At 47.3% G+C, this 21,701-nt stretch carries 17 protein-coding genes; 8 read left to right on the top strand and 9 right to left on the bottom strand.

The window, feature by feature from the left end:
* Positions 1–122: 122 nt before the first annotated feature.
* The 5 genes from DP_RS15500 to aroC all read right to left on the bottom strand — a co-directional run bounded on the left by DP_RS15500 (position 123) and on the right by aroC (position 6,139).
* On the bottom strand, positions 123–968 hold the full coding sequence (locus DP_RS15500) for a metal ABC transporter permease (protein WP_011190303.1): 846 nt from the start codon (positions 966–968) through the stop codon (positions 123–125).
* Positions 968–1,744 carry a metal ABC transporter ATP-binding protein gene (locus tag DP_RS15495; RefSeq protein WP_011190302.1) on the bottom strand — a complete coding sequence of 259 codons (777 nt, stop codon included), beginning with the start codon at positions 1,742–1,744 and terminating at the stop codon, positions 968–970. The genes DP_RS15500 and DP_RS15495 overlap by 1 nt, the downstream gene beginning before the upstream one ends.
* Positions 1,745–1,748: 4 nt before the next feature.
* Positions 1,749–2,600 (bottom strand): metal ABC transporter solute-binding protein, Zn/Mn family, encoded by an 852-nt coding sequence (locus tag DP_RS15490; protein WP_011190301.1) that lies wholly within the window; start codon positions 2,598–2,600, stop codon positions 1,749–1,751.
* A 159-nt stretch (positions 2,601–2,759) separates the two neighbouring features.
* Positions 2,760–4,841, bottom strand: a complete 2,082-nt coding sequence (locus DP_RS15485) for a chloride channel protein (protein ID WP_041278114.1) — start codon at positions 4,839–4,841, stop codon at positions 2,760–2,762.
* Positions 4,842–5,050: 209 nt separating this feature from the next.
* On the bottom strand, positions 5,051–6,139 hold the full coding sequence (gene aroC, locus DP_RS15480) for a chorismate synthase (protein WP_011190299.1): 1,089 nt from the start codon (positions 6,137–6,139) through the stop codon (positions 5,051–5,053).
* Between the two features lie 290 nt (positions 6,140–6,429).
* Between aroC and DP_RS15475 the strand changes: the two genes are divergently transcribed.
* From DP_RS15475 to DP_RS15455, 5 genes are all read left to right on the top strand, one after another.
* Complete coding sequence (locus DP_RS15475; protein ID WP_011190298.1) at positions 6,430–7,320, top strand: glucosaminidase domain-containing protein; 891 nt, start codon at positions 6,430–6,432, stop codon at positions 7,318–7,320.
* Positions 7,321–7,464: 144 nt separating this feature from the next.
* The gene (locus DP_RS15470; protein WP_049785130.1) at positions 7,465–8,883 is read left to right on the top strand and encodes a sigma-54 interaction domain-containing protein; all 1,419 of its coding nucleotides are present in this window, start codon (positions 7,465–7,467) and stop codon (positions 8,881–8,883) included.
* Positions 8,884–9,036: 153 nt separating this feature from the next.
* A complete protein-coding gene (locus tag DP_RS15465; RefSeq protein ID WP_011190296.1) occupies positions 9,037–10,086 on the top strand; it encodes a TRAP transporter substrate-binding protein in 1,050 nt (349 codons plus the stop codon).
* A 426-nt stretch (positions 10,087–10,512) separates the two neighbouring features.
* Entirely contained in the window at positions 10,513–11,559 is a 1,047-nt protein-coding gene (locus DP_RS15460; RefSeq protein ID WP_083819006.1) for a TRAP transporter substrate-binding protein, read from the top strand.
* Positions 11,560–11,679: 120 nt separating this feature from the next.
* Positions 11,680–13,548 carry a TRAP transporter large permease gene (locus DP_RS15455; protein WP_011190294.1) on the top strand — a complete coding sequence of 623 codons (1,869 nt, stop codon included), beginning with the start codon at positions 11,680–11,682 and terminating at the stop codon, positions 13,546–13,548.
* A 484-nt stretch (positions 13,549–14,032) separates the two neighbouring features.
* Here the strand turns inward: DP_RS15455 and DP_RS15450 are convergent, their stop codons facing one another.
* The 4 genes from DP_RS15450 to DP_RS15435 form a co-directional block, all read right to left on the bottom strand.
* The gene (locus tag DP_RS15450) at positions 14,033–15,982 is read right to left on the bottom strand and encodes a (Fe-S)-binding protein (RefSeq protein ID WP_011190293.1); all 1,950 of its coding nucleotides are present in this window, start codon (positions 15,980–15,982) and stop codon (positions 14,033–14,035) included.
* A gap of 24 nt (positions 15,983–16,006) precedes the next feature.
* A complete protein-coding gene (locus DP_RS15445; protein ID WP_011190292.1) occupies positions 16,007–17,317 on the bottom strand; it encodes an FAD-binding protein in 1,311 nt (436 codons plus the stop codon).
* Positions 17,318–17,328: 11 nt separating this feature from the next.
* Positions 17,329–18,141 carry an electron transfer flavoprotein subunit beta/FixA family protein gene (locus DP_RS15440; protein WP_011190291.1) on the bottom strand — a complete coding sequence of 271 codons (813 nt, stop codon included), beginning with the start codon at positions 18,139–18,141 and terminating at the stop codon, positions 17,329–17,331.
* Positions 18,142–18,698: 557 nt separating this feature from the next.
* Positions 18,699–19,658, bottom strand: a complete 960-nt coding sequence (locus tag DP_RS15435) for an amidohydrolase family protein (protein ID WP_011190290.1) — start codon at positions 19,656–19,658, stop codon at positions 18,699–18,701.
* 45 nt (positions 19,659–19,703) lie between these two features.
* Between DP_RS15435 and DP_RS15430 the strand changes: the two genes are divergently transcribed.
* The 3 genes from DP_RS15430 (at position 19,704) to eutM (ending at position 21,693) form a co-directional block, all read left to right on the top strand.
* Entirely contained in the window at positions 19,704–19,967 is a 264-nt protein-coding gene (locus DP_RS15430) for a hypothetical protein (protein ID WP_011190289.1), read from the top strand.
* Positions 19,968–20,539: 572 nt separating this feature from the next.
* A complete protein-coding gene (locus tag DP_RS17170) occupies positions 20,540–21,220 on the top strand; it encodes a cupin domain-containing protein (protein ID WP_011190287.1) in 681 nt (226 codons plus the stop codon).
* Between the two features lie 194 nt (positions 21,221–21,414).
* Entirely contained in the window at positions 21,415–21,693 is a 279-nt protein-coding gene (gene eutM / locus DP_RS15415) for an ethanolamine utilization microcompartment protein EutM (protein ID WP_011190286.1), read from the top strand.
* Positions 21,694–21,701: the final 8 nt, after the last annotated feature.

Here is a 21,701-nt window from a genome sequence, read left to right as displayed (position 1 = left end):
AATATACAAATGTATAAAGGCTCAAACATCGAGGAAACAGACAATATACAGATGTAGACGGCCTGTCAGTCTTTGAACACTACCTATGTAGACAGTCAGAATACCTGGCGGGCCCTTCTTCTTTAAGAGGGCCTGTGGGCTAGGACGATTCTTCGTTTGCGCAGGAAGGAAATTATCTTGTCCAGGCCTAGAGAGAGAAAGAAGACGACTCCGGCAAAGAAGATAATGGTGGCTCCCGAGGTGAGGTCGTAGGTGTAGGAGAGCCAGAGTCCGCCCAGAATAAATCCCATACCGAGAAGGCAGGAGAGGCCCATCATTCCTAATAGGGACTTGGTATACTTTTCAGCGATATGGGCCGGGATGCTCAGCAGGGCTATGACCAGGATCAATCCCACAAGCTGGACAACCATCACCACGGTGATGGCCACAATGCCGATGAGGAGGAAGTAGAGCGGACGGACGGGCACGCCCCGTACCTGAGCAAATTCCTCGTCATAGGACATCGCCGAAATATCACTGAAGAAAAATCCTACCACAAATAAGATAATGCAGCCTATGGCTGCCATTATGCCCAGATCTGCAGTGGGGACACTGAGGATGCTGCCAAAGAGGTAGCTCATCAGGTCGACGTTATAGCCAGGCGTCATATCAAGGAGGAGGATACCTATGGCCATGCCCAGGGCCCATATAACACCAATGATGGTATCGGCCCGATGCTTGGCCTTGATGGAGACAGCGGCCATAACCATGGCAGAGACCAGGGAAAAACCTGTGGCCCCCAGCAGGTAGGGCCAACCGCAGAATGCTGCCAGACCGATGCCTCCGTAGGCGCTGTGGGCGATGCCACCCGAGAGAAAGACCAGTCGGTTAATAACGATGAGACTACCGATGATGCCACAGAGTATGCTGGCCAGCATTCCCGCCATAAGGGCATTACGCATAAATTCAAATTGGAGGGCTTCAAGCATCAGAGACTCCCCTTTTGGTGAATTTGTAAATGCTCCTGACTGAGGGTAGTAGAGAGGCAGGAATTTTTGACAGAGCAGGAGTAGAAGGCATTGAGCACATCGTTAAAGGATGTAAATGTTGGGTGGTAGCTGAGGCCTTTATTGAGGCAGGCAATTGACTTTGCATAGGAGGAGATCATCAGGAGATCATGGCTGACCATGAGGATGGTGATATCTTTGTTCAGCTCCTGAAGTAAATTATAAAAATCTGTCTGCCCTTTGGTATCGATACTGGCTGTAGGTTCGTCGAGTACCAGCAGTTCAGGTTCTGAGACCAGGGCTCTGGCAATGAGCACTCTCTGCCGTTGTCCACCGGAGAGATCCCTGATTTTTTTTTCTGCACAGTTCTCAATGCCAATTTTTTCAAGGGAGAGTTGGGCTGCCTCTCGATCTTTTTTACAGTGGCCGAGCTTAAATCTCCTGGCGGGTCTATGGCAACCCATTAAAACGACATCGAGGGCGGTTGCGGGGAAGTTGAGGTTGTGATTGATGTATTGAGGTACATAGCCGATGGTGGCCCTCTCCTTATCAAAGGGCTGGCCCTTGATAAGGATCTCACCCCGGGTAGGTTTGAGCAGGCCGATGATCAATTTTAAAAGGGTTGTTTTTCCCCCGCCGTTTGGGCCAATTATAGAGATAAAATCACCATGATATACCTCCAGGTTTATATGGTGCAATACCTCCTGATTCTGGTAGGAGTGGCAGAGATCTCTGATTTCGATAAGGGGTACTTGCATAGGCTTATTCTGTCAGTTCTTGGAGTTTGTTGGCAACATCCCGCATATTTTGCAGCCAATTTTCGCCTAGGGGGTCGATGAGAATCACCTGGCCTCTTATTGCCTTGGCGATGGTGCGAGCACTTCTTTGGGAGAATTGAGGTTGGGCAAAAATGATACGAATGCCGGCCTGCTGGCACTCCTTGATAATTGCCGTCAGTTGGGCAGGTTTGGGTTCCTTGCCCTCTATCTCTATGGCAACCTGAGTGAGACCAAAGTCCCGGGCGAAGTATCCCCAGGAGGGATGGAAGACCAAAAATTTCTTGTCTGCCTGTCCCAGCAGAGAGGCGCCTATCTCCTGCTCTAACTGATCTATTTGGAGGAGGAAGGTGCGGTAATTTTTTTCAAAGACAGACTGCTTTTCAGGGATGAGTTTAATCAGAGCATCCTTGATGGTCAGCGCTTGAACCTTTACTAACCGGGGAGAGAGCCAGATATGCGGGTCTGTTCCCGGGCCATCTGCTCCATGCTGAGCGGTCATCTTCCTTTTTTTGATGCCCTTGTCCGTAGGTATCAGATTCATATGGGAATTTACTCCCCTGATGCGATCCAGCCAAGCCTGCTCAAATGGTACCCCTATGGAAAAATAGGCGATACTTCGGCTCAGGGCTATCATTTGCGATGGCTTAGGCTCATAGGTAATGGGGTTGGCGCCTGGATTGACCATGATCTGCACCTGTACATTTCCACCTGCTATACTGTCAATAAAGAATTTCTGTGGGGGGATACTGACGAAAACAGTGGGGATTGTTTGGCCATGGCAGGGAGTGCTGAAAAAGAGGATGGTACTCAGGAGGAGAAGTAATCTGTTTTTCATAGGGGCATCTCTTTAAAAAAGGAGTTTTTTGTCAACAGCAGGCAGTCTTTACAAGATAAGCATTTTTTTGTCGTAGTGTCAAAAAAAGCAAAGGGTTGTTACTGGCTGACGAGCCCTGTGAGCCCCTATTGGCTGTGGCAGTCAATAGGGGCTCGTACGCTATGATGGAGAGGAACAGCTGAGCATGTTCTTGGTCTCTTCATTTTCTTTGATTTTGCCGTATATACTCACCACATCACCTGCCAGCAACTGGGTCTTGCCCCGGGGGATAATAATCTCACCTGCCCGCTTGATGGAAACGAGGTTAACATGCTCCGGCAGTGAGAGATCACGGATGCATTTTTGATTACAGGTATCTGATTCCGAGATAACAAACTCCATAAAGGCATTTTCGGTCTGCTTACGCAGATCAACCTGCCCCTCAACAAATTGACCTCGCTGTTTGCGCATAACGCCCACATCGTAAGCACGGAGAATATCACTCCTGCTAATTACACCGCAGAGTTGGCCTGAACCGTCTCGGCTGACAACGGGGAGGCGGGCAAGGTCTCTGGGGCTCATCTTTTGAATTGCCGTCCAGATGGGTTCATCGCTAAAGGCGGTGATAGGATCTTCGGTAGCAATATCTGCCACAACCAGTCCTTTAGATGAAAAGTCAGGTTTTGATTCTGCCTTGTGCATATCCTGTAGGGTAACAATACCCCAGACTTTGTTGTCATCGGCCACTACCGGAAAACCAAGAAGGTTGGTCTCTTGGAAGAGGGCAAGGAGTTCGCTGATGGGTTGATTCTTATGCACCGTTACAGGTCGGTTGCGCATGACCTCGCTAACCCGCACCCCTTGCATAATGTCCATGTCTCTACCCCCGGAAAAGCGAACGCCTCGCTTGGCCAGCTTGGTAGTATAGATGGATTCAGGATGAAGCCACTGAGCAACATAACAGGCGGTGACGCCGGCAATCATAAGTGGCAGGATCATCTCGTAATCGCCACTCATCTCAAAGACAATAAGCATTGCTGTTAGTGGAGCCCGGGCTGTTGCCGAGAAGAGAGCTGCCATGCCGACGAGGGCATAGGCGCCAATGTTTCCTGTGATTCCAGGGAAGAAGTAGAGAAAAACATGTCCCATTGCTCCACCGAGCATTGCCCCGGTGAAAAGAGATGGGGCAAAAACGCCACCGGAGTTACCCGAGCCCAGGGTGAAGGTGGTGGCCAGCGGTTTTAAGAATACCAGCATGAGGAGGACCCAAAAGGAGCCCTTACCCTGCAGTGCATATCCAATGAAGGGAAAGCCGGTGCCGAACATATGAGGAATGGGGGCAGCGGTAATAGGGCCGTGAACGCCGGTAGCGTTTGGATCAACAAAGCCTGGGAAGGACATATAGATAAGGCCGATAACGCCCAGACAGGCTGCGCCGACGGCAGGTTTGAATATCTGTGGAAAATCCCAGTTATCAAAGACAGTCTCAGCGACATCAAGAATGCGGATGAAGAAAACACCAACCAGAGCGGCGGTAAGACCAAGGATGAAGTAGAGAACTAGTTCAACGGGGTTGGCCATTGTGTAGGTAGGTACGGCGAAGGCGGCTCCATGGCCCAGGAAAAGTCTACTGACGATGGATGCGGCCACCGAGGAGATTACCACATTACCAAAGGCCCGGATGTGGATGTTAAACATCAGTACTTCTATGGCAAAGACAACGCCTGCGATGGGGGCATTAAAGGTGGCAGCAATACCTGCTGCTGCGCCACAGGCCACCAGGTTGCGAATTCGTTCGTCGGAGAGTTTGAGTATTTGCCCGAGGCTGGAGCCAAAGGCTGCACCGACCTGGATGATTGGGCCTTCACGACCGGCAGAACCACCCGTGCCGATACAGATTGCCGAGGCTACGATCTTGGCGGCTGCAACTCGTCCGCGAATTCGTCCTCCTCGGAGCACCAGAGCCTGCATGACCTCGGGAACGCCGTGTCCCTTTGCCTCCTTGGCAAGGAGGATCAGGGGCCCGACCAGCAGGCCACCTATGACTGGGGCGACAACATATATCCATTTGCCCAGAAAAGGTATTTTCTCGTACACACCAGTGTAGAAAAAGGACTGGATAAGGTGGATGAGTTTGATGAAAATTACAGAACCAACACCTGTAATGACTCCAATGAGGATGGCAAGACCTAAAAGGAGCAATCCCTCCGGTGGAGCCTGTCGGTCAAGAAATGCACTGAGCGATTTTTTTTTGAATGGCATACTCAAAATGTTACCGGTTACGGTTAGTTGCCGGTACTCTCGTAAAAAAATGATGGGGTAGGAGGGCGTGCATCATCACACGTCCGGGGAGCAAATCTTGTACTGCGTTATAGAGAGAGATTCAAGCTCTTTTTCTAAGGATTCCTCTTTTCTCCCTTCAGTAAGGAACCTTTTTTAGGGAGTCAAGAGGAAAGAGAACAGCTCAGACCCTAGAAGAAGCTCTTGCGGCTCTCCTGTCTCATGGCCATGTCCAGGAGGACCAGGGCTGCCATGGATTCAACAATGGGTATCGCTCGGGAGACAACACAGGGGTCATGGCGGCCCTTGGCCTGCATGGTTTCTGTCTTGCCTGTGAAGGTGGCTGTTTCCTGAGGCAGAGAGATGGTGGCGGTCGGTTTAAAGGCGACGCGGAAGAGTATAGGCTCTCCGTTTGATATGCCCCCTTGGATGCCCCCGGAGTTGTTTGTTGAGGTGCCGAGTCTGTTATCCTTCCATATAAATAAGTCGTTGTGCTCAGAGCCTAATTGTCTGCTCCCGGCAAAACCGGATCCTATTTCAAAGCCCTTGCTTGCTGGGATGGCGAGCATTGCCTGGGCAAGTTTTGCCTCAAGCTTCTCATAGATTGGTTCGCCAAGGCCCACGGGGCTATTGCGGATACAGCAGGTGACTATTCCTCCCGTTGAATCACCTCGTTCCTTGAGTTCCGTGATAAATTTTTCCATCTCTGCGGCAGTTATTTGGTCGGGGCAGCGGCTGATCTGTTTATCAACTTCTTCCCGGCTTATGGTGTCAGGGTTGATACCGCTTGCCTGAATAGGGCCAACACTTTCAACCCAGGCGACGATTTCGATGCCATACTTTTTTTTCAGTACCTTCATGGCCACGGCACCTGCTGCAACGGTGCCGATGGTTTCTCTGGCACTGGCACGTCCACCCCCGGAACTTGCCCGGATACCATATTTCATCTGGTAGGTAAAATCGGCATGGGATGGTCTGGGTAGGTCGCTGATGTCGCCATAATCTCCGGGACGTTGATCCCGGTTGTTGACATGAAGGGCAATGGGCGTTCCCAAGGTCTTACCATTTTCGGTTCCCGAGAGAATCATTACCTGATCGGCCTCCTTACGGTCGGTGGTCAGGACATTCTGGCCCGGCCTTCTGCGATCCAGTTGTCGTTGGATATCTGCTTCGCTTAATTCAAGCCCAGGGGGGCAACCATCTATAACAACACCGACACCCTTGCAGTGTGACTCCCCGTAGGTGCTGACCTTATACAATGTACCAAAGCTACTCGACATGCCAAGCTCTCCTCTTATATTTAACTGTATGCAGAAAATCTCTATCCAATAAACAATCATTTGTGTTCTTTTGGTAGAGAAAAATAGTCTTTGTAGAAAGGTTGATTTTAATAAACTATTGATTTTTTATTGCAGACTAATACTTTAGTAGGATTTCATCTGTATGTCACACCTTGTGGTTCTTTTAAACGAAAAAGAGTTGAGCTATTGCTCTCTTTTTTAGTAGAGGGCTATTTTTTATAATTACTGGTGGAGGCTAAGTCTCTGCCCGCTAAGGGAATTTTAAATTTATGAAAAGATCTATCTTCATCCTCTCTGTTCTTCTGAGTCTTATGGTTTTTTATGCCTGCAAGATGGTGGTTGCCCCGGAACCGAAGAGGGAAGCTATTGTTAAAGAGTTTACAACTGGTCAAGAGTATTTGGCCTTTCTCGTAGAGACCTATGGTAGCAAGCAACCTGCTCGGATAGGGGCTACTGTGCCATTTTTGTTTGCCCAGAATCTGCCGCAGAGTTGGTTGGGGATATCTACTGGCCAAAAAGCAGAGGCCTTTGTCGAATTAATCCTGCCTGAAGTGGTGCGGGCAAATAATATGGTTGCCGGGGAGCGTAGTCGCCTTCAGGCTTTAGCGAAGATGGAGGCAGAGGGTGCACATCTCACCCCGGATGAAGAGCAGTGGCGAGCAGCATTGGCTATAAAGTATGGCAGTAGATCTGGAATGGCTGATCTTTTGCTTCGGGTAGATATTATTCCGCCATCGCTGGTCCTTGCCCAGGCTATTTTAGAAAGTGGTTGGGGGACCTCTCGTTTTGCCGTTTCAGGTAATGCCCTCTATGGGGAACATGTACCCGCTTCCAGTAATGCACCTCATATAAAGGCCCTTGGCAGCGATGCGAAGGTCGCCGCCTTTGCCACTATCTTTTCGGCAACAGAGAGTTATATTCAAAATTTGAATAGCCACCGTAGCTATCGTTTGCTTCGCTCTATCAGGGCCGCAGACCGTAAAAATGGACAATTTCCAAAGGGTACTGAGATGGCAGAGGGGCTTCTCTACTATTCGGAAATAGGGGATAGGTATGTGAAAGACTTGCGGAGTCTTATTCGTCGTTACAGGCTAAATGATTTTGATCAGCTGCAGTTTGGTGAAGATGAACAAGAGATTACCTTGAAATTTTCTCGATAAGATAGTTAGTTGTCACAAGGTTGGGACAGGAGAATTCTTATTTCCCCTTACAGCATTTATGAGCCTTGCGAGCTGGTTATGCCCCAGAGAAGAGATGTAAAAGCATAAATTTAACAAGCAGACAGAGGCGGGTTTTTTTTGCGTATGAATTATATTATTCCTGAATATCGACACTTAATCGTTAGTAATTTGTGTAGTGTTCTGAATACGTCTATTGATGGTCTCTATGTAACAGATAGGCATGGGATGACTATTGCTATCAACAGGACGTATGAACAACTCTCAGGCCTTAAGGCCAAAGATGTTTTAGGGAAAAACATTAAAGATCTTGTAGATGATGGTACTTTTGATACTGCCCTGAACCCTGATATTGTTACTTCAGGGAAGAGCATGACGAGGGTACAGGTAACAAGTAAGGGTCGGAGGGTGCTCCTGGTGGGCCATCCTATCTTTGATTATGATGAAGATGTTGAGCTTGTTGTTACCTTTGTGCGCGATGTTACGGTTATGTCTCGTTTTCAAAGTCAGATCAATCATCAACGGGACATGATTGAAAAGTTTAGTTCGAATATCCAGAAACTTTCGGTACAAAAACAAATTATTACCGAGAGTCCTCTTATGCAGAAATTGCTTGGGGTCCTTGATAGAGTGGCCAGCACCGATGCAACTGTTCTCTTGCTTGGTGAAACGGGGGTAGGAAAAGATGTACTTGCCCATAGGATTCATGAGCGTAGTGACCGGGCTAACAAACCATTCTTTAAGGTAGATTGTACCAGTATTCCTGAAAATCTCATCGAATCTGAGCTCTTTGGCTATGTTGCCGGTGCCTTTTCCGGGGCAAGTAGTAAGGGCAAGGCTGGCTTTTTTGAAATTGCCGATAAGGGAACCCTCTTCCTTGATGAAATAGGGGAACTGCCCCTGCCTATGCAGGGACGATTGTTGCGTGCCCTTCAGGATGGTGAAATTGTTCGGGTGGGTTCAACTCAGCCTCGTGCTGTTGATGTGCGTATTATTGCTGCGACCAATAGGGATTTGGAGCAGGAGGTGGTCGCCGGTAATTTTAGAAGTGATCTCTTTTATCGTCTTCGGGTGGCCGTGGTCCATGTTCCGGCTTTGCGTGAACGCCAGGAGGATATTCTGCCGCTGATTCAATTTTTTCTGGAAAGATTTTATCAAAAGTATAAAAAGACAATACGTCTCTTTCCCACTGCTGAGGAGGCGCTTCTTCAATACGCTTGGCCTGGCAATGTGCGTGAACTGGAGAATTTGATTCATAGTTTGGTGGTTACCAGTCTTGAGGGGGTTATTCGTGAAGAGGATTTACCCCCAGCCATGCAGTGTGCAAAGAGGAAGCTTGACAATAGTGCTGTCGGCCTGCAGGCGAATTATGCTAACTTTGAGGGGAAATCTTTAAAGGAGATTATGGCCGAGCTTGAAAAGGATGTCTTGCTGGAGGCCCTCAAGGTGCATGGTTCTATTGCCAAGGTTGCCAAGGTTATGAATGTGAATAGGACAACAATATTTCGTAAGATAAGAAAGTATACCGATGGGGAAGTATCCTGAATAGCATAATATCTATTGTGTAGTTTGTTGTTCGTAGGGAGAGGGGGGCGTTAGACGGGGTGTGCATGGAAGAGTTTGTTCTTGTGTACGCCCCGTCTTGTTTCTTTTGTATGGTATCGCTCTGCTGTTAAATATTATTTTAGGAGATGTGGGATGTTAAAAGCTGGAATGAAAATGATTTGCCTTGCAGCACTGCTTGCAGGTCTTGTTGCCTGTAGCTCGGATGAGGGAGAACAGGGTAGCGAGGCAACCGTTCCTCAAATTGTGAAAATTCGTTTGGCTCATCCAATGGCGCCGGGTAACAATGTTACCCTGGGTTATGAGAAGTTTAAGGAGCTTGTGGAGGCAGAATCTCAGGGAGGGATTGAGGTGCAGATCTTTGGCAATGCGATGCTTGGTTCAGATCGGGTGACCATGGAGTCTGTTCAGCAGGGTTCTCTGGAAATGGCCTCTTCTTCTTCGCCAAATATGGCTAATTTTTCCAAAGAGTTTTTGGCTTTTGATCTGCCATATATTACCCGGCCTCAGTACCAGGAAAATCTTTATGTCGCTCTCGATAAGGGTAAGCTTGGTAGGTATCTTGACGCTGAATCAGTAAAAATTGGTCTTCGGCCAATTATGTACAGTGAGTATGGTTACCGTAATTTTTGCAGCACTGGCAAGCTCATTGCCACCATGGCAGATCTTAAGGGTCTGAAGATACGCACTACAGATTCTCCTGTAGAGATTGCCGTTGCCACCGATCTTGGCATGAACCCTGCTCCTATTGCCTGGGGCGAGACTTATACAGCCCTTCAGCAGGGAACCGTTGATGGCGAGGGAAACACCTTCTCTCTTCTTAACGATGCCAAGCATAGCGAAGTACTGACCTCTGCCATTGATTCTCAGCATAACTACAGCCTGCACATCCTGATGATGAATGAGGAATTTTTTCAGGCCCTTTCTCCTGTGAATCAGAAGATTATTAGCGATGCCGCGCTGAAGGCACTGGCTTATCAGCGTAACATTAGTGCTGATCTTGAAAAAGCTGCAACTCAGGCCTTTCTTGATCGCGGAATCACAATTACCCGTCTCTCCGCTACGGAACGGCAAAAGTTTGAGGATGCAACCCGTCCGGTATGGGGAAGGTTTAAAGATTCTATTTCTCTTAAGCTCGTCGGTTTGATTCAGGAGACCCAGCGCGACGATTATACAGTGAAATAACGTTTTTTAGTGGTTGATCGGAGCTCAGGTAGGCCCCTCTGGATTTTCCAGAGGGGCCTTTTTTTATCGTTTCTGCTGATCTGGTAATGATGGCTCTTGGAAGATGAGTGAAAACAGCACAGCGTGTGCAATTGTACAACATGTTGTTTAAATGCACACCTGTGCTGTTATTGGCCATTCGCCGTTAGTCCTTGGTGAAGTTGAATGATTACAATATTTTGAAATGTTTTCTCTTCTAGCCTAGGCTTCTTTCTGTTGCTTTTTTGCATTAGTATGCTGACGTGTTGTTTTTGTCTCCTTGGCATGGGAATGTGTCATTATCGCACGGCATTCAGATGATTGTCAGTTATTGGCACACTTATTGCGAAATGATGTGCAAATAGCGTAATGGTATTTATTTTATTTTCATTTTTTAAGGAGATGTGGATGTTTAAAACTGGGATGAAGACAATTTGTGTTGCAGCGTTGCTTACGGGGCTCGTTGCCTGTGGTTCTGATGATGGCAAGAAAGCCGGAGAGACAGCTAATAAACCTGTGAAAATTCGTTTGGGTCACCCCATGGCTCCAGGTAATAATGTTACCTTGGGCTATGAAAAGTTCAAAGAGCTTGTAGAGGCAGAATCTAAGGGCAACATTAAGGTGCAACTCTTTGGTAGTGCGATGCTTGGTTCAGATCGGGTAACCATGGAGTCTGTCCAGCAGGGATCTTTGGAGATGGCTTCCTCTTCATCACCTAACATGGCCAATTTTTCCAAAGAGTTCATGGCATTTGATCTGCCTTATATCACCCGTCCTCAGTACCAAAAGAACCTTTATGCTGCCCTCGATAATGGGGAACTTGGTGAGTATCTTGACGCAGAATCAGCAAAAATTGGTCTCAGACCAGTTATGTACAGTGAGTATGGTTACCGTAATTTCTGTAGTGCCACCAAGCCTATTGCCTCCATGGCAGACCTTAAGGGCCTGAAGGTACGCACCACAGATTCTCCCGTAGAGGTTGCCGTTGCTGCCGGTCTTGGTATGAACCCTGCTCCTATTGCCTGGGGTGAGACCTATACTGCCCTTCAGCAAGGAACCGTTGATGGCGAGGGCAATACCTTCTCTCTTCTCAATGATGCTAAGCATAGCGAGGTATTGACCTCTGCTATTGATTCTCAGCATAACTATAGCATGCACATCCTGATGATGAATGAAGAGTTTTACCAGTCTCTCTCTCCTGAGAATCAGAAAATCATCACCGGTTCAGCTCAAAAGGCCTTAGCCTATCAGCGTGGCATTACCGCAGATCTTGAAAAAGCTGCAACGCAGGCATTTCTTGATCGTGGAATCAAGATTACCTATCTCTCCGATGCGGAGCGTCAAAAATTTGAGGATGCAACCCGTCCGGTATGGGAAAAATTTAAAGAATCGATCTCTCCCAAGCTTATTGGTCTCATTCAAGATACCCAGCGTGACGATTATACCGCCAAGTAATTTTTAGCTTCAGTAAAAGGCATATGAGGATTCACGTATGCCTTCACTGTTTAATATAAATGCCAAAGATTGTTCAGCAGAATGATCTTTGGCATTCTATTGTGAGTAAGGAAATATTCTATGTCTTCAGCGACACCACCACAGATGCCGGCGGCCAATAAAAATTGGATGCATTGGCTTGATGATAATTTTGAAAAGCCCTTTCTTATCTTGGGAATGCTCTCTATCATTCTCATCAGTGTCTTCCAAACCTCCTACCGTTATATCGGCGTACCTCTTGGTGCTGACCCGAGTGCTGGTGTTTGGACCGAAGAACTTGCCCGTTTTATCTTTATCTGGATCTCTTATCTGGCAGTTCCCATAGCGATCAAGAATCGAAGTAATATTCGAGTTGATATTGTTTATGATCGCCTTCCTCCGCGTTTGCAACGGATAAGCTGGGTTGTGGTTGATGTCTTCTTTTTGATCCTCACTTCAGTAATTTTGTATATGGGTATCAAGCATATCGGTATGCAGATCAGATATCCACAGACTACAGCAGCCTTGCAAATACCGTACTATATACCCTATTTGATTCTGCCCATTGCCTTTGGCCTGATGTCTCTGCGCCTGCTTCAGGATCTTTTCAAGCAGGTTAAGGAAACGGGTATTCTTGATTCACTTGTTGGTGTGGGGCTCTGTGCTGCTATCTCTTTGCCTATAATCTTATTTAGTGGCTTTAACGTATTGTCAGTGCTCTTTGGCTACTTTGCCCTCTTTTTGGTAATTGGTGTGCCCATTGCCATCAGTCTTGGCCTTGCAGCTCTTGCCACCGTTGTGGCCAACGGCTCTCTCCCCATTGAGTATGTGGCGCAGGTGAGTTTTACCTCCATTGATAGCTTTCCCATCATGGCAATTCCATTTTTTATTGCTGCCGGTGTGTTCATGGGCTGTGGTGGGCTTTCCCGCCGTCTACTGGATCTTGCCGATGAACTTCTCGGTGCCCTGCCCGGTGGTCTGGCCCTTGCGACCATTGCAACCTGTATGTTCTTTGCCGCAATCTCTGGTTCTGGCCCTGCAACCGTTGCTGCAATTGGCTCCCTGACCATTCCTGCCATGATGGCACGTGGCTATGATAAGTACTTTTCCTGTGCCGTTGTGGCAACCGCCGGTGCGATCGGGGTAATGATTCCTCCATCCAACCCCTTTGTCGTCTACGGTGTTTCCGCCCAGGTATCGGTAGGTGATCTCTTTATTGCCGGTATTGTTCCCGGTCTTCTTACCGGACTTGCCCTGATGGTTTTTAGTTTCTTTTATTCGAAGAAGCGTGGCTGGAAGGGTGAGGTGAAAGAACGTAATTTTAAGACATTTGCTCGGGCATTTTGGGATGCAAAGCTTGCCCTGATGGTACCGGTGATTGTTCTCGGTGGTATCTACGGTGGTATCATGACCCCCACCGAAGCCGCTGCCGTTGCAGCCTTCTACGGTTTGGTTGTTGGTATCTTTGTCTACCGCGAGCTGAACATGAAGAATCTGGCTCCTGCCTTTATTGAGGCCTGTTCAACCTCGGCGATTGTTATTGTCCTTATGGCCATGGCCAAGATTTTTGGTAACGTCATGACCGTGGAGCAGGTACCGGCTATGATTGCCGACTTCATTCTTGGCATGACTTCCAATAAAATTGTTATCCTGCTCTTGATCAACGTTCTGCTTCTGGTCGTTGGTACCTTTATGGAGGCCCTGGCAGCCATTGTTATTTTGGTACCCATCCTCCTGCCGATTGTCATGAAGGTAGGTGTTGATCCACTGCATTTTGGTATCATCATGGTGGTCAACCTGGCCATTGGTTTTGTTACCCCGCCTGTTGGGGTCAACCTCTTTGTTGCCGCTGGGGTTGCTAATGTTAAGATTGAGCAGGTCTCCAAGGTTGTTATTCCATTTTTGGGCGTCATGATATTGGTACTGCTTGCTGTAACCTTTATTCCGCAACTCTCCCTCTTCATGATCTAGGAGAGAGTGGTTGCCCCTGATTGTTGCTGATTGCCCCTCTGGATTTATCCGGAGGGGCTTTTTTTTGTTTGTCCGGCATGATGGCCAGGCCAGTTTGTCAGGATTGACCTTGATAGAGAGGTTCTGTTGTGGAAGGTGTTTTGGCTAAAGCATTGCCCGCTAACAGTGTGGCTCTCTGTTGGCTTGTTTCCTTCTCTGTTCCATGTAAGGTAAGCCTATGAATCATCCACAGTTCTTTAGTTCACCTTGAGTGCCGAAAGCCGTTAAAGGGCCATCACTGATCATGTGGGGGGATAGCGGTACAATCCATGGATCTGTTTGGTTACGCTTGGAGGGTAGTGAGCTTAGCCCATTAATTTGATGTTCTGGGGGGGGCGGTCCTTTGCTTTCTGGTCAAAGTTACTGCTTGCTGCTTTGGTGTGCATAAAAAAAGCCCATACTGCAGAGCAGTATGGGCTTTTTGTTCTTCGGTCCAGCTTGGTTCTTACAGTGCTGCGGCAACTACCTCGGCAATATCCTTTACAGGAACCTCGGCGCCAAGATCCTTGGCACCATCTTCAAACATAGTCAGGCAGAATGGACAGCCAACGGTGATACAATCAGCATTGGTCTCAAGGGCCTGTTTGGTACGTTCAACATTTACTCGCTTTTCGGTACGTTCTTCAAGCCACATGCGACCGCCACCTGCACCACAGCAGAATGCGTTCTCACGGTTCTTCTCCATTTCAATTGGAGCTTTTTGGGTGATGCTGGTGATGACGTTTCGTGGAGCGTCGTAGATACCATTGTGGCGACCGAGATAACAGGAGTCATGGTAGACAATATTCTTGCCTTTCATCTCTGTGTTATTCAGGGCAAGCTTCTTCTCAGCAATGAGCTTGTTGATGAAGGTGGTGTGGTGAGTAACTTCGATCTCCAGGCCATACTGCTTATAGTCGTTGAGGACGGTGGTAAAACAGTGTGGACAGGCGGTGATGATCTTTTTAACTCCAAGCTTCTTGAAGAGGTCAGTGTTTTGCTGTGCCATTTGATCAAAGACATACTCGTTACCGAGTCGACGGACACTGTCTCCACAGCAGAGCTCATCTTTGCCGAGGATGCCGTAGGAGATTCCAGCTGCATTGAGGATTTTGACCATGGAGGTTGTTACCTGACGAGCTCGAGCATCGAAGGATCCGGAGCAACCAACATAGAAGAGATACTCTTTGGATTCGTCAAACATTGGCACTTCAAGCTCACCAACCCATTTACTACGATCAGATGGTGCCATGCCCCATGGATTGCTACGTTGCTCCATGTTTTCGAAAAGGCTTAACAGTTCTTCAGGGAAATCGGACTCCATCTGAACCAGGTGACGACGCATCTTGATAATCTTGGGCACATGCTCAATAAGAACAGGGCACTGTTGCATGCATGCCCCACAGGTAAGGCAAGACCAGATAGCCTCTTTGCTGATGCTCTTTTCGCCGTCGCCAATAAGGTTGTAGGAGACAGGCTTGCCGGCCTTGAGCTCTGCTTGATTGGCGATCAAATTGTACTTGATCTGCTCAATAAGGGTACGTGGTACCAACTCTTTGTCGGTGAGGGTGGCAGGACATACCTTCTGGCAACGGCCACACTCGGTACAGGTGAAAGAGTCGATAATGTCTTTCCAGGTGAAGTCATTTGCTTCCTGTACGCCATAGCTGTTATTCTCAGCAAATTCTTCACGGGGTACAGTGTTAACCTTGTCGATTGCCCCGAAAAGACAGTTGGGGATGGCGGTGATGATGTGCATGTGCTTGCCAAAGGGCAGGTAGTTCATCAGGCCTAGGATAAGAAAGGCGTGAATCCACCATGCTGTCTGGCCAAAGCTGGCAATGGAAGCTGGTGCCATATTGCTGAGCATAGAGGCGATAGCGCCGGAAACAGGCATTGATGCCTTGATTTCACCAAGGGCAAGCTCTGCTGCATGGACGCCGAAGTAGGCAAGCATTAGGCCACCGATAACGGCGAGAATGCCAAAGGCCTCAGCGGTACGAGCCTCTTTGTATGGTGGGGCGATGATGCGGCGGATAATTCCCGAAGCAATTGCGATAAGGCAGATGGTAGAAACAACATCAAAGACGAACATCAGTGGAGAGAAGATTCCCTGAGGAAGTGCTTTGAAGGTGAGAGCGGGAAAAACGCCAGCTACCAAAAACTCACCATTGGCGAGGGCGAGGAGAATAAAGGTCCAAAAGATGAAAAAGTGATTCAGGCCGAAACTGCCACCTAGCACTTTCTTTTGCAAGAAGGCTATGTTGAACATCATGGCTATTCGTTGTGCCATCATATCAGATCGATCTTCAGCCTTACCCATGGCTGCCAGTTTAAGACGTGACCGTAGGCCGTAGGCAAAAAGAAGCAGAGAGGCGATCAGTATTGGGGTGAATATCATTGGGCTAATATGCATAATCTGTAAATCCTTCCAAAATGATTAGTGTTGTGCAGAGGCCTTGGCCTCGCGAATCTTTTTGGTCATAGCCGGAACCACCTCAAAGAGGTCGCCGACGATACCGTAGTTTGCTACTTCAAAGATTGGTGCATCCTTATCTTTGTTGACGGCAATGATCATATCAGAGTCTTGCATACCAACCATGTGTTGAATAGCGCCTGAAATACCGACGGCGATATAAACAACAGGTCGAACTGTTTTGCCCGTTTGACCAACTTGTCTGGTGTGGGAAACCCAACCCGCATCGACAGCCATTCGTGATCCAGCAACTACAGCACCAAGTTCATCGGCGAGTTCGTTGAGGATGGAAAAATTTTCCTTGCTCATCATGCCACGACCACCAGCTACGATAAATTCTGTGCTGGAGATATCGATATCGCTGCTACCTTTTTTCTCGCGAATAATCTCAAGAACTTTGGTCATGATGCTTGTGGCAGGGATATCAACCGTCTCTTCGATGATTTCAGATTTGGGGTTTTCTGATATCGGGGCAAGTTGCATAACCTTGGGGCGAACAGTGGACATCTGTGGACGAAACTTGTCGCACATAATGGTTGCCATGATGTTGCCGCCAAAGGCTGGGCGGGTCTGCATCAGATTACCCTTTGGATCGATGTCCAGTTCGGTACAGTCGGCGGTAAGCCCGGTTTGTAGCTCTGTGGCAACCGCTCCGGCCAGATCGCGACCAAGGCCGGTGGCTCCCATGAGAACGATTTCTGGCTTATGCTTATGAATCATGTCGCAACAGGCACGGAAATAGGGCTCGGTGCGGTACTCTTTAAAAACAGGGTTGTCGATGAGGTAGCACTTATCGGCGCCATAGTGAAAGGCGTCAGCGCAGATATTACGAACGCCAGCACCAATAATAAGGGCACAAACTTCAGAGCCGCGTTTATTGGCAAGCTTTCGTCCTTCGCCAAGAAGCTCCCAAGAGACCTCGGCGACTATGCCTTCGGTTTGCTCGACAAGAACCCATACGTTTTTATACTGAGCGTTACGCTCGGCAATAGCCTTCTCTTCCGGAGTGGGTTCTACTACCGTGGTATCAGCTCCGAGTTCTTTCAGGATGGCAAGTTCTTCAGGGGTGAAGAATATCTCGAGTGCTTCTCCGGGACAGGCCTTGACACATTTTTTACAGCCTATGCACTTTGCTGTATTAATTTGTGGCTCGCCAGCATCGCTCATGGTGATACATGCAACGGGACACGAGCTTTCGCAGCGTCCACCACAGCTGATACATTTTCCCTCAAGGAGTTGAGCTTTACCTCTTGGTCGCTTTACTTTCTTTGTCATAACTTTTTCCTCTAGAACGAGAGCACATCTTTGCTCAAAAGTTTATCGATAAGCTGTGCAGCTGCCTCTTGTGGAGCATTGATTCCATCTCCTACAATTTCTCCCTTCTCTCTCTCTGGGCTGAAAATCTTGCTTACCCAGGTGGCAGAGCCTTTGAGACCGATGGTTTCAGGGTCGATTTTAAGGTCGCTGTTATCCCAGGTTTCAATTGGGGCATTAAACGACTTGAGGCGGGTAGGAACGGTGGGGTAGCGTGGGCTGTTGATCTCGCGAACAACGGTGACCAGGGCAGGCATTTTTGATTCAACTCTTTCGTAGCGTCCTTCAAGCTTTCTGCGCACGCGGATTTTTTTGCTTGCAGGAGTGAACTCTTCTACGTTATCAACCAAGGTGAGTTGAGGGATTTTCATTCGAGATGCAATGCCGGGTCCTACCTGAGCTGTGTCGCCGTCAATGGTCTGCTTACCACAGAAGATGAGGCCGATTTCTTCCTCTCCCTGTAGTTTGGCAAGAGCTGCTGTGATAACCTTACTGGTGGCCAGGGTGTCGGCACCACCAAAGGCGCGATCGGACAAGAGAATGGCACGATCAGCTCCCATGGCCAGGGCCTTCTTCAGGGCGTTTGCCGAATTCGGTGGGCCCATGGTGACCACGGTCACGCTAACCCCATACTTATCTTTGAGATCCAGTGCGGCCTCAAGAGCATGGGTGTCATAGGGATTGACGATAAAGGGAATACCTTCACGAACGAGGGTATTGGTCACTGGGTCAATTTTTACCTGAGTTGTATCAGGTACCTGCTTAATACAAGCGATGACTTGCATTTTTCTACCTCTCTTTTCAATAAATATCTTTTGTGCTCTCTTTGCTCTTGCAGCTGCGACTTTCTACTGGGTGATGGGGCGGCAGCTGATTACGTGATATAGTTTGTGGCAAACCTCCTAAAAAAAATCGTTTGGTCAAAATTATTAATTAGCATACTTCATTTTTGTTAAATCTATATTTGGCATACTCCATCTTCTCTAAGGTGAGAGAAAGCCATTAGTACATTCTTGTGTAATATGCTGATACATAGAATGGAAATTTTGCTTTCTGTCAAACTATTTCGGCGGCTATTTTGGCAGGAAAAAATAGTTCCTAACCAACCGGTAAAATTTAAAAACAGATCTTTCTTTGTAATTATAAGGAGCAAGTTGAAATAGCAATACTCCAAAAAAAGTTTAAAAGGAGATAAAAAATATTGATATATATTTTTTGTCCTGGCCTTGCTGGTACATGGAGTTTGCAGAGCAATAAAAAAGGCGTGATTCTCTGAGGAGAGAAACGCACGCCTTTTTTGTCTTTCTGTTAGAGGTTTGGGCCTCTGGGTGGATCCTGGTAATTAACCGTTTTGACGGGCAACAACCTCTGCTACGATGCTTCGAACTAAGTCTGCGGTGCTGGTAGCGTTGTTGCTACTTGCATTGTATGCAGGAGCAGCAACAGGAGCAGCAACAGGTGCAACGGTCTCAATGCCGAGAAGCTTAGCAGCATTATCGTGCATGATTTTCTGACGAGCTTCGTCGGAAATTGGAAGTCCGTTGTAGGTTGCGAGTGCATCACGGAAATCAATGAATGGGTGAGCACTTGCGTAGAGAAGCTTGTCAGCAATCATGCTGTTTGCTGCTTGAACGTAAGCCTCAGACATTGGAGATGCCTCGAACTCAGAGATATCAAGGTATACGTTGGCATTACGCTCGGTAACGACGATTGCCTCGTTAACCCAAGGGTATCCGCCGTGGCTGATAACAATCTTGAGATCTGGGAAGTCACGGGCAACAAAGTCAATATAACGTGGAGCAACGTGATCAATTACAGCGCCTGGTACCAGAGTAGCAGGACCAGTGGTGAAAACGATAGGGATGTTAAGCTCGCAACACTTGCTGTAGATTGGGTAATATTTTGCGTCATTTGGGTAAAGCTGAGCAAGGTAAGGATCGATGGCAGCACCGCGCATGCCGTAGGTCTCTACAGCGGTAACGAGTGAGGCAATGCCTTTCATACCCTTGTGAGGATCCATTCCAAAGAAGCCGATGAATTTTTCAGGAAACTGCTGAATCCAATTCATGATGCTTTGGTTGTTGTGCTTAGATCCGTTGTAGGTGGTCTCGCAGTCACGACCTGTGATAACCGCACGTACAACATTATGTGCAGTAAGATCCTGAACACACTCAGCAACTGTCTGCGGTTTCATTTTGGAAAAATCAATATGCTTGCACAAACCCTTGAACATGGTGCTGTGTTGAATGCCATCCAAAATTTCAGGGGTGTTAGGGCGAAACCGAAAGTCAATCACGTTCATTGCGAATCCTCTTATGGTTTATCATGTATAATGAAGGCGTAAATAATGTTTTACGCCGAAATATCAGTTAAAATTCATCTCTACAGACAAGTGGAAGAAAAAATAACCTTAAAACTTGCTGAATATTCTCAGCAAAGACAGTGCCAAATTGTTAAAAAAAAAGATTTTCCCCAAAAAAACAAGAAAAAGAGGGTGCAGCGGATGCTTATGGCCGACTTTTTAGGAGGAGGATTTGGGGTATTTAATATATATAGGTGGTTTTTTCTGTTAAGGGGCTTGGAAGATTTTAAAATTTTATTTTTATTGTGACCTCTGTCGCTTGGCTCTTGCTGTTTTGGTGCAAAAATGCCTCGGTAAAATTTGCCTCCTTGCTTAAACAGTGAGTAAACAGTAGGTTACTATGCTTACTCTGCTTTGTGCAAAAAAGCAACGGTTGGTTTCTCTATATGTGTAAGGATTGTTAATTGGTGGAGAGAGTATCTTTGCTAGAAAAAAAGGGGCCTTGTGAATGTCTGGCTCTTGTGCAGAAATGCAACAAATGTCTTTTTTTGTCCTTGTAATCTGTTAAAACATTCTTTTGCTGGAATCTGCTTTTTCCTTGTTGTCGAGTCCGTCTTTTTGTTTCTAAATCCTTTTAAAATAGGCTCTTGCTTTTTGAATTTTTATAAAAAGGGGAAAAAAGTGGCTTCTAGCACGATAATTGCTAGAAAAAAGGGAATCTTTTTCTTCTCTATATGGGAGACTGGCCAGGACAGGATCTTTTTTCTTGGCATATGTTTGAAAAAATAGAGACTTAGTGCGATAGATGGAAAATAAGATGGTTTTTTGTTCTCTTTCCTAGAGAGGGGAGCAGGTGTTTTGTATATATTAAGGGAGATTGCATGGGAAAGCGGATTATAAGCGAGGCCGATATTGAAAAGGTTCTCCAAGGTTGTCATAAATCAATCCTATGTCCGCCCCAGGAATGCATTGTCACTCAGCAGGCAGTTGAAATGGCGCAGGCACAGGGGGTTGAAATACTTTTTGAGGCTCCAGGACTTGTAGCTCAGGAGAACTGTTCTTATGTCCCTGTGCGTGGATCTTCCGCAACGGACACCCTTATTGCTGAGGTGTGTGGCATTATTCAGGAATCTGTGGCGGGAGCCCCGGCAGCAGATGCCTTAGAGTCTCTTGTTCGTCGTGTTGTTACGGCCAAGCTTGCCGAACCAGTTGTTGTTCAATCTCCAGTGGAAGGCGTGGTTGCCTCTTGTGCTGGTGTCTCTCTCATTGAGGAAGATCGTCTTGTCAGAGAAAATGATGGTGCTTCTTTGGCTGTTAAAGAGTTGACTGCAGGTACCTCTCTTGTTGGCGGTCATATGCAATGGGAAAAGGGATCTTTTACCCGTACGCTAAAATCACCTGAGGTGGCGGTGGTGGTAGCAGGTACCCTTCATCTTGAGGTTGACGGTAAAAAAATGGTGGCCGAGGCAGGTGATATGGTTTATTTCCCTAAGGCTGTCGAAGTGATTTGCAGTACTCCTACCTCTGTGCGTATAGCCTGCGTTAATAAGCCTGCAGAGTAATCAAAGCGAATGTTGTTATAGTAGACGATCCGTGCCTGTATTGAGCCTCTTTTGTGCTCTAGGGTGTCTCCTCCCCTTGAGCGGCTCCAGGATGCGGATGGTATAGAAAATTGCCGTTGTAGGTCAGTGCCTATAAATGGATGGTAGCAAAATAGAGTAAAACTTTTTCGTTATACGAAACTTGGAGAAATACAATGGATTCATTAGGAATGATTGAAACTAAGGGCTTGATCGCACTTATTGAAGCTTCAGATGCAATGGTAAAGGCTGCTCGTGTACAACTTGTAGGTTACAAACAAATTGGTGCTGGTTTGGTAACTGCGATTGTTCGTGGTGATGTTGCAGCATGTAAAGCAGCAACCGATGCAGGTGCAGCAGCAGCCGCACGTATTGGCGAGGTGGTAGCTGTACACGTTATTCCACGTCCACATGGTGACCTGGAAGAAGTATTTCCCTTCAAACGTGACAAATAGTAGCCGTT

This window comes from Desulfotalea psychrophila LSv54, assembly GCF_000025945.1.
Classification (GTDB): domain Bacteria; phylum Desulfobacterota; class Desulfobulbia; order Desulfobulbales; family Desulfocapsaceae; genus Desulfotalea; species Desulfotalea psychrophila.
Note: the sequence above shows the minus strand (reverse complement) of the source record. Positions and strands in the feature narration are given on the sequence as shown.

What these genes read in the sequence shown, in the direction of transcription:
- DP_RS15430 (WP_011190289.1), top strand. Translation starts at nt 19,704, where the DNA reads ATGTTTTACGCCGAAATATCAGTTAAAATTCATCTCTACAGACAAGTG.
- DP_RS15500 (WP_011190303.1), bottom strand. Translation starts at nt 968, where the DNA reads ATGCTTGAAGCCCTCCAATTTGAATTTATGCGTAATGCCCTTATGGCG.
- DP_RS15460 (WP_083819006.1), top strand. Translation starts at nt 10,513, where the DNA reads ATGTTTAAAACTGGGATGAAGACAATTTGTGTTGCAGCGTTGCTTACG.
- eutM (WP_011190286.1), top strand. Translation starts at nt 21,415, where the DNA reads ATGGATTCATTAGGAATGATTGAAACTAAGGGCTTGATCGCACTTATT.
- DP_RS15455 (WP_011190294.1), top strand. Translation starts at nt 11,680, where the DNA reads ATGTCTTCAGCGACACCACCACAGATGCCGGCGGCCAATAAAAATTGG.
- DP_RS15440 (WP_011190291.1), bottom strand. Translation starts at nt 18,141, where the DNA reads ATGCAAGTCATCGCTTGTATTAAGCAGGTACCTGATACAACTCAGGTA.
- DP_RS15450 (WP_011190293.1), bottom strand. Translation starts at nt 15,982, where the DNA reads ATGCATATTAGCCCAATGATATTCACCCCAATACTGATCGCCTCTCTG.
- DP_RS15495 (WP_011190302.1), bottom strand. Translation starts at nt 1,744, where the DNA reads ATGCAAGTACCCCTTATCGAAATCAGAGATCTCTGCCACTCCTACCAG.
- DP_RS15435 (WP_011190290.1), bottom strand. Translation starts at nt 19,658, where the DNA reads ATGAACGTGATTGACTTTCGGTTTCGCCCTAACACCCCTGAAATTTTG.
- DP_RS17170 (WP_011190287.1), top strand. Translation starts at nt 20,540, where the DNA reads ATGGGAAAGCGGATTATAAGCGAGGCCGATATTGAAAAGGTTCTCCAA.
- DP_RS15445 (WP_011190292.1), bottom strand. Translation starts at nt 17,317, where the DNA reads ATGACAAAGAAAGTAAAGCGACCAAGAGGTAAAGCTCAACTCCTTGAG.
- DP_RS15490 (WP_011190301.1), bottom strand. Translation starts at nt 2,600, where the DNA reads ATGAAAAACAGATTACTTCTCCTCCTGAGTACCATCCTCTTTTTCAGC.
- DP_RS15475 (WP_011190298.1), top strand. Translation starts at nt 6,430, where the DNA reads ATGAAAAGATCTATCTTCATCCTCTCTGTTCTTCTGAGTCTTATGGTT.
- DP_RS15465 (WP_011190296.1), top strand. Translation starts at nt 9,037, where the DNA reads ATGTTAAAAGCTGGAATGAAAATGATTTGCCTTGCAGCACTGCTTGCA.
- DP_RS15470 (WP_049785130.1), top strand. Translation starts at nt 7,465, where the DNA reads ATGAATTATATTATTCCTGAATATCGACACTTAATCGTTAGTAATTTG.
- aroC (WP_011190299.1), bottom strand. Translation starts at nt 6,139, where the DNA reads ATGTCGAGTAGCTTTGGTACATTGTATAAGGTCAGCACCTACGGGGAG.
- DP_RS15485 (WP_041278114.1), bottom strand. Translation starts at nt 4,841, where the DNA reads ATGCCATTCAAAAAAAAATCGCTCAGTGCATTTCTTGACCGACAGGCT.